The 12,250-nt window shown below is 65.8% G+C and carries 14 protein-coding genes; 12 read left to right on the top strand and 2 right to left on the bottom strand.

Annotated elements, in window-relative coordinates:
• Positions 1-186, bottom strand: coding sequence for a DUF4169 family protein (locus ACNFJ7_RS11740; RefSeq protein ID WP_019370994.1), 186 nt, complete (start codon positions 184-186; stop codon positions 1-3).
• A gap of 63 nt (positions 187-249) precedes the next feature.
• Between ACNFJ7_RS11740 and ssb the strand changes: the two genes are divergently transcribed.
• On the top strand, positions 250-807 hold the full coding sequence (ssb, locus tag ACNFJ7_RS11735) for a single-stranded DNA-binding protein (protein WP_019370993.1): 558 nt from the start codon (positions 250-252) through the stop codon (positions 805-807).
• Positions 808-990: 183 nt separating this feature from the next.
• On the top strand, positions 991-1,929 hold the full coding sequence (locus tag ACNFJ7_RS11730; RefSeq protein ID WP_037514132.1) for a 3-keto-disaccharide hydrolase: 939 nt from the start codon (positions 991-993) through the stop codon (positions 1,927-1,929).
• 1 nt (position 1,930) lies between these two features.
• On the opposite strand, the gene ACNFJ7_RS11725 is transcribed toward ACNFJ7_RS11730, so the two are convergent.
• Positions 1,931-2,932, bottom strand: a complete 1,002-nt coding sequence (locus tag ACNFJ7_RS11725; protein ID WP_019370991.1) for a LacI family DNA-binding transcriptional regulator — start codon at positions 2,930-2,932, stop codon at positions 1,931-1,933.
• Positions 2,933-3,136: 204 nt separating this feature from the next.
• On the opposite strand from ACNFJ7_RS11725, the gene ACNFJ7_RS11720 reads away from it, so the two are divergent.
• From ACNFJ7_RS11720 to ACNFJ7_RS11675, 10 genes are all read left to right on the top strand, one after another.
• The gene (locus tag ACNFJ7_RS11720) at positions 3,137-4,306 is read left to right on the top strand and encodes an MFS transporter (RefSeq protein ID WP_019370990.1); all 1,170 of its coding nucleotides are present in this window, start codon (positions 3,137-3,139) and stop codon (positions 4,304-4,306) included.
• Complete coding sequence (locus ACNFJ7_RS11715; RefSeq protein ID WP_019370989.1) at positions 4,303-5,367, top strand: sugar phosphate isomerase/epimerase family protein; 1,065 nt, start codon at positions 4,303-4,305, stop codon at positions 5,365-5,367. Before ACNFJ7_RS11720 ends, ACNFJ7_RS11715 begins: the two co-directional genes overlap by 4 nt.
• Positions 5,364-6,512, top strand: coding sequence for a Gfo/Idh/MocA family protein (locus tag ACNFJ7_RS11710; protein WP_019370988.1), 1,149 nt, complete (start codon positions 5,364-5,366; stop codon positions 6,510-6,512). Before ACNFJ7_RS11715 ends, ACNFJ7_RS11710 begins: the two co-directional genes overlap by 4 nt.
• Positions 6,509-6,874, top strand: coding sequence for a c-type cytochrome (locus ACNFJ7_RS11705; RefSeq protein WP_019370987.1), 366 nt, complete (start codon positions 6,509-6,511; stop codon positions 6,872-6,874). The genes ACNFJ7_RS11710 and ACNFJ7_RS11705 overlap by 4 nt, the downstream gene beginning before the upstream one ends.
• Positions 6,871-7,773, top strand: a complete 903-nt coding sequence (locus ACNFJ7_RS11700; RefSeq protein WP_019370986.1) for a hydroxypyruvate isomerase family protein — start codon at positions 6,871-6,873, stop codon at positions 7,771-7,773. The genes ACNFJ7_RS11705 and ACNFJ7_RS11700 overlap by 4 nt, the downstream gene beginning before the upstream one ends.
• A gap of 13 nt (positions 7,774-7,786) precedes the next feature.
• Complete coding sequence (locus ACNFJ7_RS11695; RefSeq protein ID WP_019370985.1) at positions 7,787-8,614, top strand: 3-keto-disaccharide hydrolase; 828 nt, start codon at positions 7,787-7,789, stop codon at positions 8,612-8,614.
• Complete coding sequence (locus ACNFJ7_RS11690) at positions 8,611-9,171, top strand: gluconate 2-dehydrogenase subunit 3 family protein (RefSeq protein ID WP_019370984.1); 561 nt, start codon at positions 8,611-8,613, stop codon at positions 9,169-9,171. Before ACNFJ7_RS11695 ends, ACNFJ7_RS11690 begins: the two co-directional genes overlap by 4 nt.
• A complete protein-coding gene (locus ACNFJ7_RS11685; protein WP_019370983.1) occupies positions 9,168-10,013 on the top strand; it encodes a sugar phosphate isomerase/epimerase family protein in 846 nt (281 codons plus the stop codon). Before ACNFJ7_RS11690 ends, ACNFJ7_RS11685 begins: the two co-directional genes overlap by 4 nt.
• 26 nt (positions 10,014-10,039) lie before the next feature.
• The gene (locus tag ACNFJ7_RS11680) at positions 10,040-11,716 is read left to right on the top strand and encodes a GMC family oxidoreductase (RefSeq protein ID WP_019370982.1); all 1,677 of its coding nucleotides are present in this window, start codon (positions 10,040-10,042) and stop codon (positions 11,714-11,716) included.
• A gap of 69 nt (positions 11,717-11,785) precedes the next feature.
• Positions 11,786-12,247 (top strand): hypothetical protein, encoded by a 462-nt coding sequence (locus tag ACNFJ7_RS11675; RefSeq protein WP_019370981.1) that lies wholly within the window; start codon positions 11,786-11,788, stop codon positions 12,245-12,247.
• Positions 12,248-12,250 lie beyond the last annotated feature (3 nt).

Raw genomic sequence — 12,250 nt, 5'->3', positions numbered from 1 at the left:
TCAGTCCTCCGGCGTCTCGCGCTTGGCCTGGTCGAGCGTGCGCAGCTTGCGTTCGGCCTCCGCCGCGTCCCGCGCCTTTTCGGCCTTGGTGCGGCCGAAGCGGGCGCGGTTGGCCACGGCCTGTGCCTCGGCCGTCGCTTTCGCTCTCGCTTTTCGCGCTTTGTTCAGGTTAATGATCTCGGCCATATCAGAGTCTTTTTAGCGCCCCGCCGCGTGGGCGCACCACCCAATCATCGGAGTTTTTGAAGCATGGCGGGCAGCGTCAACAAAGTGATCCTGGTCGGCAATTTGGGGCGCGACCCCGAATCGCGGTCGTTCCAGAATGGCGGCAAGGTGGTGGAACTGCGCATCGCCACGTCGGAAAGCTGGAAGGATCGCAGCAGCGGCGAGAAGCGCGAGAAGACCGAATGGCACACGGTGAAGATCTTCTCCGAAGGTCTCGCCAACGTTGCGGAGCGCTATCTGCGCAAGGGCAGCAAGGTCTATCTCGAAGGTCAGCTGCAGACCCGCAAGTGGCAGGACCAGAGCGGCGCCGATCGCTATTCGACCGAAATCGTGCTGCAGGGCTTCAACGCGCAGATGGTGCTGCTCGACGGACCCGGCGGCGGCCAGGGTGCGGGCATGGGTGGCGGCCGTAGCAGCGGCGGCGACGATTGGGGCGCGGACGAGTCGTTTGGCGGGGGCGGTGCGTCGGGCGGCCGCGGCGGTACCTTCAACGGGGGCGGCCAGCGCAGCGGCGGTGCGACGAGCGGCGGCGGCTTTGGCGGCGGCTTCCCGGACGATCTGGACGACGACGTACCGTTCTGATGCGTCGGTCCGCGCCGGACCGGACCAGGTCCGGCGCTGGGCCGCAACGGCTCGATCTACCACCTTTGGTGGGTTGCACGGCCAACGGATAGCGCTACCATCCCCCGCGCGACCGATTGCGGCGAAAATTGCATAAGCCCGTCAGCGCGTTACGCTGGCGCGCGCGAAGGGGGATGCAGGCACATGATACGAAGCTTGGCGTTGCTGCTGGTGCTGCCGGCCGGATCGGCGGCGGGCCAGGAATCGCTGGATCAGGCCCGCGCCGTGGCGGGGGCTCCGGCGGGCAAGCCGCAGCGCCTGGTGCTTGCCGACATCCCCAAGCCCGCTGGCAAGGCGACAACGCTGTTCGACGGGCGAACGCTTGGCGATTGGCAGCCCTGGCTGGGCTATGCCGATCCTGCGATCACCTATCGCGCGGATAGCAGCGCCACGCCGATCGGCACCAGCCGCGACACCAGCGGCGATTTCGCCGTACGCAATGTCGATGGCGAACCGGCGATCTGGATCAAGGGCGAGACCTGGGGTAGCCTGGTCCACCGTAGCGATCTGCGCGATTATCATCTGCGGCTGCAGTTCAAATGGGGCACGCATACCTTCGCCCCGCGCAAAAGCCTGCCGCAGAATAACGGCCTGCTCTATCACACGCATGGACGGGCGGGAGAGGTGTTCGGCACCTGGCGCCCCTCGGCCGAATTCGAGATCATGCGCGGCTCGACGGGCATGATCGTGATGGTCGGCCGCCAGGTACGCGCGCAGACGAATGCGGTGGTCGATCCAGCGCTGATTGCCCCGCATCTGCGGTTCCGCCTTGATGGTCGCACCGTCGAGATGATCAACGGCACGCCCACCTGGAACGTAGAGGCCGCTGTCGACGCGGAAAAGCCGGTCGGCGAATGGAACACGCTCGACTTGTACGTGCTCGGCAACCGGGCGGTGCATGTGGTGAACGGCGTGCCGGTGGCCGAGGTGCGCGATCTGGTAGTGGTGGCGCCCGACGGCAGTCGCACGCCGCTGACCCATGGCCAGATTCAGTTGCAGTCGGAAGGCGCCGAAACCTGGTTCCGCCGCATCACCATCGAACCGATCCGCAGCCTGCCGCGGATCGTGGCGGCGCGTGACTGATTCAGCGCGGCGGCGCAGCGGTGCTGCGCCGTACGATCAGTTCGTGCTTGAGCGTCACTTGTCGCTCGCGCGGCACGCCGCCACGCAGGATATCGACCAGCAGTTCAACGGCGTGGCGGCCGATCAGCGCCTTGGGCTGGGCGATGGTGGTCAGCGGCGGATGGAAGAAGCGCGACAGCGGCAGATCGTCGAAACCCATGACGGACACGTCGACAGGGCAGCGCAGACCCGCCTCGTCGATGGCGCTGATCGCCCCGACGGCCATTTCGTCATTGAAGCAGAAGATCGCCGTCACGCCAGCCGCGAGCAGGAACCGTGCCTCGCGGCAGGCGCAATCGGCCGAATAGTCGCCGACGCGGATCTGCATCTGCCCGGCAATCCCATGGCGTTCGGCCGCGCGCATCGCGCCCGCCAGGCGATCGCGGCTGATCGGGCTGATCGGCGGGCCGGTGAGGATGCCGATCGCATGGTGGCCGAGCGCGACGAGATGCTCGATTGCGTCGGCGCTGGCGGCGGCATTGTCGATATGCACGCTGGGCACGCCCAGATCGGGGCTATATTCGCAGCCATTGACGATCGGCGCGATGCCGCCACTGGTGGCGACCAGCGGCGCCAGGCTGGCCGGCAGGCGATGGCCGAGAAAGACGAGCCCGTCCACTTCGCGGCGCGACAGCATTTCGGCATATTGATCCTCGACCTGCGCGTCGTGGCGCGTATCGCCCAGCACCATGGCATAGCCGGCGTCGCGGGCCGCTTCCTCCGCGCCGCGAATCACGCTGGCGAAGAACGGGTTGGAGATATCGGGCACCGTCAGCAGAATCTTCGCGGCGCGCAGCGTGCGCAGCGTACGGGCCGCCACATTGGGGCGATATCCAAGCGCATCAACGACTTCGAGCACCCGCACCCGCGTTGCCGCTGCCACCCGATCGGGCTGGCTGAGCACGCGCGACACGGTGGCCGTCGAAACGCCGGCGGCGGCCGCGACTTCGATGATCGTCGTCATCCGCTCGTCATGTCGCTTGGCGACAAGCGTGTCGATAGGAAACGATGTAATCCTTTACATCATCGGCGGTGGTGCCTAGGCTGCGATTCGACAGCGGGAACGCCGCGTTCGGGGAGAGGATAGCGCATGGTCGCTGCAGAAGGGGCAAGTGCGGGCACCGCAGGCCCGGCATCGGGTTTGCTAACGGGGCGCCTCAGCGCGCTGATGTTCATGCAATTCTTCGTCTGGGGGGCGTGGAACGTAACCTTGGGCCTGGTAATGCAGACCATGGGTGTCGGTAGCCTGATCGCCAACGCCTTTTCCGTCGGCCCGATTGCCTCGATCGTCGGATCTTTCCTGCTCGGCATGGCGGCGGCACGGTTCCTCAGCCCCAAGATGCTGATGGTGGTGCTGCACCTCGTCGGGGGCGCTCTGCTGTTCGTGCTGCCGACGCTGCTCACGCCGGAACATGGCGCCAGCTTCGTCTGGCTGCTGCTTGGGTATATGATCCTCTACATGCCCACCGTGGGCTTGGCGAACACCATTGCGCTCAAGAGCTTCGGCGAACGCGTGGATCGCTTCCCCTTTGTCCGCGCCTTCGGCACGCTCGGCTGGATCGTCGCGGGGCTGATCATCGGCTGGGCCGGGCTTTCTGCCAGTCCGCAGATCTTCCAGGTCGCCGGCGTGGTGTCGCTTGCGCTCGGCCTGTACAGCGTCACTCTGCCGAACGTTCAGCCCGATGCCCCGCAGGGCCAGAGCCTTGTTGCCGAGGTGTTCTGCACCGAAGCCTTCGGCCTGATGCGCAACCGTTCCTTCCTCGTCTTCATGCTCTGCGCCACGCTGATCTCGATCCCACTGGCGATGTATTATGCCTATGCTTCGCCCTTTATCGGTGCGGCGGGGATCGAGAATGTCGGCGGCACGCTGGCGATCGGGCAGATGTCCGAACTGGTCTTCATGTTCTCGATGCCGTGGCTGTATCGCCGCTTCGGCGTGAAGCCGCTGCTGCTCGTCGGCATGATCGCCTGGGCGCTGCGCTATGCCCTGTTCGCGATCGGCGACGGCGCCGGCGGGATCTGGGCGATCTATCTTGGCGTTGCGCTTCACGGTGTTTGCTACGATTTCTTTTTCGTCGCCGGCGCAATCTACACCGGCACCATCGCAACGCCGAAGGGTGTCAATGCTCAGGCGCAGGGGATGCTGACGCTGTTCACCTATGGCGTGGGCATGCTGCTCGGCTCGCAGATCGGCGGACTGCTCTATGCGCAGCTGCCGGCTAATGCGATGCCGGCCGACTGGCACCAGCTCTGGTGGTACCCGGCGGTCGCGGCAGCGGTCATCGCGCTGCTCTTCCAGATCACCTTCAAAAATCCCGCCAAGGAGGCGCGCGCATGACCGCGATGCAGGGCCCGGCCATCTTCCTCGCCCAGTTCCTCGGCGACCAGGCGCCGTTCGACACGCTCGATCATCTGGCCGAATGGGCCGCAGGGCTCGGTTATGTCGGGGTGCAGATCCCGTGCGATCCGCGCCTGATCGATGTGAAGCAAGCGGCCGAAAGCCAAGCCTATTGCGACGATCTCCGCGCCCGGCTCGACAAGTTCGGCATCCAGCCGACCGAGCTGTCGACGCACCTGCAGGGGCAGCTGGTGGCGGTGCACCCGGCCTATGACACGTTGTTCGACGGTTTCGCGCCTGCCGAGCTCCACGGCAAGCCGGCCGAGCGCCAGGCTTGGGCCGTCGAGCAGGTTAAGCTCGCCGCGCGCGCCAGCGCCCGGCTGGGGTTGAAGGCGCATGCCACTTTCTCCGGCGCGCTCGCCTGGCCCTATGTCTATCCGTGGCCGCAGCGCCCGGCCGGGCTGGTGGAAGAGGCATTCGCCGAACTCGCCCGCCGCTGGCTGCCGATTCTCGACGTGTTTGAAGATGCCGGCGTCGATTGCGCGTTCGAAATCCATCCGGGCGAGGACATCCACGACGGCGCGACCTGGGAGCGCTTCCTGGCGGCGGTGGGCAACCATCCTCGAGCGCGTATCCTGTTCGATCCGTCGCACTATGTGCTGCAACAGCTCGACTATCTCGACTTCATCGATCGCTATCACGATCGCATCTCGTGCTTCCACGTCAAGGATGCCGAGTTCAATCCCACCGGGCGCAGCGGCGTCTATGGCGGCTATGAGAGCTGGGCGGACCGCGCCGGGCGCTTCCGCTCGACCGGCGACGGGCAGGTCGATTTCGTCGGCGTCTTCAGCAAGCTCGCCCAATATGGCTATCGCGGCTGGGCGGTGATCGAATGGGAATGCGCGCTAAAGAACAGCGAGGACGGCGCCCGTGAAGGCGCGCCATTCATTCGCGACCATATCATCCGCGTCACCGGCCGTGCGTTCGACGATTTCGCCTCGAGTGGCGTCGACAAGGACGCGATCCGCACGCTGCTCGGGCTGGAGCGTGGGCGGGCATGATCCGGCATCCGCTCAAGCTCGGCATGGTCGGCGGTGGCGAAGGCGCGTTCATCGGCGCCGTGCACCGCATGGCGGCGGCGCTCGACGGTGACTGGCGACTGGCGGCGGGCGCGTTCAGCACCGATGCGGGCAAGAATGCGCGTACCGGCGACCTGCTCGGTCTTCATCCGGCGCGGGTCTATGCCACCTATGGCGAACTGCTCGCGGGCGAAGCGGCGCTGCCGGAAAATGAGCGGATTGATGCGGTGGCAATCGTCACCCCCAACCATCTCCACGCTCCCGTCGCTATTGCTGCGCTGAACGCCGGCTTTCACGTCTTCTGCGAAAAGCCGATGGCGATGAACGGCGACGAGGCCCGCGCCATTGCCGGCGCGGCGACAGCGAGCGGCAAGCAGTTCGGTCTCGCCTTCACCTATAGCGGCTACCCGCTGGTTGAAGAGGCGCGAGCCCGCGTCGCTCGCGGTGATTTCGGAGCGATCCGGCTCGTGCAGGTGGAATATATCCAGGGCTGGCTGAGCGCGCCGTTAGACACTGAAGGCAACAAGCAGGCCGAATGGCGCACCGATCCGGCCCGCGCCGGGTTGGGCGGTTGCCTGGGCGACATCGGCACCCACGCCTTTCACCTTGCCGAGCATGTTTCGGGTTTGCGCGTCGAAACGCTGGCTGCCGAACTCGCGATCCATGTGCCGGGCCGCCGGCTCGACGACGATGTCAGTGCGCTGCTTCGCTTTGCCGGTGGCGCACGCGGGACGCTCAAGGCGACGCAGGTCGCCGCTGGCGAGGAAAACGGGCTGCGCCTGCGCATCCATGGCGAGCGCGGCGGGCTGGAATGGGCGCAGATGGAGCCGAACACGCTCACCCTACGCTGGCTCGATCGCCCGGCGGAAACGCTGCGCGCGGGTGGACCAGGCCTGGGGCCGAGCACCAAGCTGCTGCTGCGAACCCCCGCCGGGCACCCCGAAGGCTATGTCGAGGCGTTCGCCAATCTGTACCGCGGCTTCGCGGCGGCGATCCGCGGCGAGCAGGGCGGCGGCTGCCCAGGCGTGCGGGATGGCCTGCGCACCATGGCGTTCGTCGAGGCGATGATCGCCAACGCGCATGCCGACCACAAATGGACCGAAATCGTTTCTGGAGAGCGTGAATGAAGTTCTGGATGGCGCTTGCCGCGACTGCGGCGCTGACGGCCAGCCCGGCCGCCTGGGCACAGACCGCAGCCCCCCCGGCCTTCGCGGCGTGCAAGGCGTGCCACACCGTCGAAAAGGGCGGTAGGAACGGTGTCGGCCCCAACCTCAACGGTGTCGTCGGCCGTCCGGCCGCCTCGCTGCCCGGCTTCAACTATTCCACCGCGCTCAAGAATTCGAAGCTGCAATGGGATGCGGCGACGCTGGACCAGTTCCTGGCCGCGCCGATGAAGAAGGTTCCTGGTACGCGAATGCCGATCGGCATGGCCGATGCCGCAAAGCGTGCGCAGATCATCGCCTATCTCAAGGCGGCAAGCGGCAAATGAGCGTGTCGCGCCGCACCGTTTTGGTAGGGGCCGCCGCTGCCCCGCTGGTCGCCTCCGCCGCGCGCGGCCAATCGAACGCCGCGCGTTTTTCGATGCACTATGCTCCGCACGAGGGCAGCTTCGCCAGCCGCGGCGGGCGAATCGAACAGATCGCCTTCGCCGCGGACCAGGGGTTCACCGCCTGGGAGGACAATGAAGCCGCCGGCCGCACGGTCGACGAGCAGACCCAGATGGCCAAGGCGCTGTCCAGCCGCGGCATGAAGATGGGCGTGTTCGTCGCCAGCATGCCGAAATGGTCGCAGTCGCGGCCAATCCTCGGTGCGAACGACGGCGCGGAGCGCGAGGCGTTCCTCGCGGATATCCGCAAGTCCATCGATGTCGCCAAGCGGCTGAACGCGACGCGGATGACGGTGGTGACCGGGTTCATGGACCCAAAGGTGCCGATCGACATCCAGACGGCGCGAGTGATCGACGTGATGCGCCGGGCCGGCGACATTGTCGCCCCACACAACATGGCGTTGGTGATGGAGCCGCTCAACACCCGCACCAACCATCCCGGCGTGTATATGCAGACGATCGCGCAGGGCTACGCCGTGGCGCGCGGGGCGAACAGCCCGGGCACCAAGATCCTCGCCGACCTCTATCATGAGCAGATCCAGTCCGGGAACCTGATCCCGACGCTCGGCATGTGCTGGGACGAGATCGGCTATATCCAGTTCGGCGACAATCCCGGTCGCAACGAGCCGGGCAGCGGCGAAGTCAACTATGCAACCATCGTCCGCTGGCTGCGCGGGCGGAACTATGCCGGCGTGATCGGGATGGAACACGGCAATTCGATCAAGGGGCGCGCAGGCGAAGAGCGGCTGGTCGCCGCCTATCGCACGATCGACGCCGTCTGAGGGGAGAGAAAAGATGTCGAGATGCAGCACCCTGCTGCTTGCCGGACTGGCGGCACTTGCCGCCACCCCGGCGGTCGCGCAGGAGAAACCGGGGTTTAAGGACACCCCGATCCTGCCTGGCGGGAACTGGCACGTCCATGACAGCGATCGGCCGTACCCCAGCGTCGTGACTCCCGCCGCCCAGCCCGGCGGCGCGCCTTCGGATGCGATCATGCTGTTCGATGGCCGCTCTCTCGATGCCTGGCAGGCCCAGCGCAAGCTTTGGCCGGTTGCCAACGGCGTACTCACTGTTCCCACGCGCGCCAGCAGCGGCGGCGAGAATGCGCTGATCACCAAGCGGAGCTTCGGCGACGTCCAGCTCCATCTGGAGTTCCGTTCGCCCAACCCGCCGACTAAGAGTTCGCAGGATCGGGGCAATAGCGGCATCTGGTTCATGCAGCGCTACGAGATCCAGATCCTCGACGGCTATCAGAACCCCACCTACGCCGACGGCACCGTCGGCGGAGTCTACGGCTGGAAGCCGCCGCTGGTGAACCCGTCGCGCAAGCCCGGCGAGTGGCAGAGCTACGATATCGTCTTCGAGCGCCCCCGCTTTGCCGCCGATGGCAAGCTGCTGCGACCGGCGTACATCACGGCCTTTCTGAACGGCGTGCTGGTGCAGAACCATCAGGCGATGCTCGGCACCACCAACTGGCGCCACGTCGCCGAATATACGGCGCATGCCGATGCCCTGCCGATCCAGCTGCAGGACCATGACTCGCCGGTTTCGTTCCGCAACATCTGGGTCCGCCCGCTGCCCGAGGCAGCGATCGCGCAAGACCTTCCGGGAGCAGGCAAATGATCGATCGCAGAACGGCGCTGGCCGGTGTTGCCGCCATGTTCGGTGCGGGCTTGTTCGCGCCCCTAGCGCGCGCGGCCCAGGTGGCGGCCACCGAGCTGATCAGCGACGGCCCGCCCAGCGTCGCGGTGTTCAACCCTCCCCAGCGGACGTTGATGACGGCGCTGAGCGAGCGCGTGATCCCGACCACGGACACGCCCGGCGCGATCGCTGCGGGCGTTCCTGCGTTCATCGAGAAGCTGCTCGCCGACTGGGCGGCGCCGGATGATCGCATCCCGATCCTGGCCGGCCTCGACGCAATCGAGGCACGGTGCCAGCAGGACTATAAGATTGCCGCGACCAAGGCGACTCCCGCGCAGCACGATGCGCTGCTCACACTGGCGATGAACGGCGAGATCCAGGGTGGCAAGCCCTTCTTCGATGCATTCCGGCAGATGGTGATCGCAGGATATTACACGTCGGAGATCGGCATCACGCAGGAGCGCGAATATCTGCCGGTGCCCGGCGAATATAACGGCGCCTTTCCCTATTCTCAGGTCAACAAGGTGTACAGCGCATGATGATCAGCCGTCGTACTCTGCTCGCAGGCGCCGGCGGCGCTGCGGCCGTGCTCCTGCTCGACCGGGTCGTGCCGCCGGCGCACGCCGCCAGCCTCCAGGCGATCGGCATCCAGCTCTACACGGTGCGCGATCTCTTCCAGAAGGATCCGGCCGCCACGCTCGAAGCGATCGCAAGCATCGGCTATCGCGAGGTCGAATTCGGTGGCGGTGGCTATGAGGCGATGGATGCCGCGATGCTGCGCCAGACGATGGACCGCGTCGGCCTGCGTTCCCCATCGATCCATGTCGGCTATGATGCGTTGCTCGGCCAGTTCGAGCAGTCGGTAGCGCGGGCGAAGACGCTGGGCGCCGATACGGTGGTGCTGCCGTACATGACCGCAGAGCATCGTACCGAAGAAGGCTGGCAGAAGGCGCTACCCAACTTCAACCGCTTCGCCGCCGATCTGAAGAAGGCGGGCCTTGGCTTCGCGTATCACAACCATGATTTCGAGTTCACCGTCCAACCCGGCGGCGTGAGCCTGTACGAGCGGTTCCTGAAGGAAACGGATCCCACCTTGGTGAAGATCGAGCTCGATCTCTACTGGGCGAAATTCGCCGGACAGGATCTGTCAGCGCTGATCGATCGGCTCGGCAGCCGGATCTATGCCTATCATGTGAAGGACATGCGCCCCGACCGCAGCATGACGGCAGTAGGCGCCGGCACGATCGACTTCGCGGCGCTGTTCAAGCGCAAGGCCGGGGCCGGCGTGCGCCACTTCTATGTCGAGAACGATCAGGCGCCCGCGCCCTATTTGCCCGACATTACCACCAGCTTCAAAACGCTCCGCGCACTGCGCTTCTAAGAACAAGATCCCTGGAGGGGAACACCATGGCTGCAACCAACAGGTTCGATGCGATCGTCATTGGCTCCGGCGTAAGCGGCGGTTTCGCCGCCAAGGAACTGACCGAAAAAGGGCTGCGCGTGCTGATGCTCGACCGCGGCCGCATGGTCGAGCATGGCGAGGGCTACCCTTATGACGGCAAGCCTGCCTTCGAGGTGCCCGCCCGTAACGCCATGCCCCGACCGCTGGTCGAAAAGGACTATTTCATCGCGCGCTTCGGCTATGTTCAGCCGAGCAGCATGGGCTTCTACAATAACGACCGGCTGAACCCCTATGCCTATGACGAGGGGAGCAAATTTTACTGGATCCGTCCCGGCGCCGTCGGCGGCAAATCGCTGATCTGGGGCCGTTGGAGCTTCCGCTGGAGCCAGGAGGATTTCGACGCGAACAAGCGCGAGGGCGTCGATGGCGTGTGGCCGATCGGCTATGACGACATCGCCCCATGGTATGCGCGGGTGGAAGACTATATCGGCGTTTCCGGGTCCCGCGAGAACCTGCCGCATCTGCCGGACAGCAACTTCCAGCCGCCAATGCCGATGAACGTCGCCGAGAAATGGCTGAAGCAGCGGCTGGAGGCGCAGTTCCCGGGCCGCAAGCTGATCCATACCCGCCTGTCCAACCTGACCGAGGACAAACCCGAACAGGGCCGCACCAAATGCCAGCTGCGCAACCAGTGCGGCAATGGCTGCTCGTTCGGCGCTTATTTCTCCACCCAGGCGGTAACGCTGCCGGCGGCGCGGGCGACGGGCCGTCTGACGCTGAAGTCCGACGCGGTCGTCACCAACATTGAATATGATCCCGTGAAGAAGCGGGCGACGGGCGTCCGCTATGTCGACGCCAAGAGCGGCCAGGCGGAAGTGGTGCAGGCCGATCTTGTCTTCGTCTGCGCATCGGCAATGGCATCGACGCAGATCCTGATGAACTCCCGCGCGCCAGGCAGCGACCGCAGCTATTTCGACAGCAGCGGCACGCTGGGCCGCTATGTGATGGATCACATCTTCCGCGTGGGTGTGGAAGGCGAGATTCCGGGGATGACTGATCTGATCGAATATGGTCGTCGTCCCGGAGGCGTCTATATTCCGCGCTTCCGCAATGTCGGCGGCGAGGAAGGCGTGGGCTTCCGGCGCGGCTATGGCTATCAGGGCAGCGCGCGGCGCGACGTGGCGGCACCGGTGGGCTTTGGCGAATCCATGAAGCACGGCATGCGCCGCTATGGCCCTTGGCGCTTTTCGATGGGCGCATTCGGCGAATGCCTGCCCTACAAGGATAACCGCGTGTCGCTCCATCCGAGCAAGGTGGATCGGTTCGGGGTGCCGCTGATGCGGTTCGACGTCACTTTCCGCGAAAACGAACTGCGGATGATGGCGGATGCGCGGGCGCAGGGCGAAGCAATGCTGAAGGCCGCGGGGCTGATCAACGTGCGCAGCTCCGAAGGCGAGCACGTTCCCGGCGATGCGATCCACGAGATGGGCGGCGCGCGCATGGGCACGGATCCGCGCAATTCGGTGCTCGACGGCTTTAGCCGCACGCACGATGCGCCCAATGTCTACGTCACCGATGGCGCGCAGATGGCCTCGATCTCGTGCGTGAATCCGTCGCTGACCTTCATGGCGCTGACGGTGCGCGCTGCCGACCATGCGGTGCGACAGTTGCAGCGGGGGTGAGCCGAAAGGGCGGCAGGTGCGTTCTGCCGCCATCACCCATTCCCCGGCAGGGGCGAAAGGCAGGCGCGCATGGCATATCCCTGGCGGAACCACATCGGCGCAGCCTTGGCCCTGTTTCTGCTCGCGGCCTGCGGACGAGGCGAGCGCACGACCGACGATCCGGTCGCGCAGAATGTCGCCTCCGCTGCGGCGGAGGGCACGCCGGCGAATGTTGCCGCGGCGGTGGATTGCAGCAATCGGCCGGATTTCGTGCCGATCTATGCCGATGCGCTCATAACGCAGTGCATCGCCAGCGAGGACGGGATCGCCAAGGGTCATGTGAGCGGCACGATTGTCTATGAGACGGGGGCAAGCGCAAAGGAGGTACTCGGCTGGTCGCGCGCCCAGGCCAATGCCTCCGGCTTGCGCTTCGGTCGCGAGACGGAAACCCTCTATGCCGCCGGCGACGAAGCGGAGCGTAGCCTGATGATCGTCGTCGACGCGCGGAACGGCCGCACCCGCGTGACGGTCAACTGGGGACAGGGCACCTAGCCA

The sequence above is a fragment of the Sphingomonas sp. HT-1 genome, from assembly GCF_048568905.1.
Taxonomy (GTDB): domain Bacteria; phylum Pseudomonadota; class Alphaproteobacteria; order Sphingomonadales; family Sphingomonadaceae; genus Sphingomonas.
Note: the sequence above shows the minus strand (reverse complement) of the source record. Positions and strands in the feature narration are given on the sequence as shown.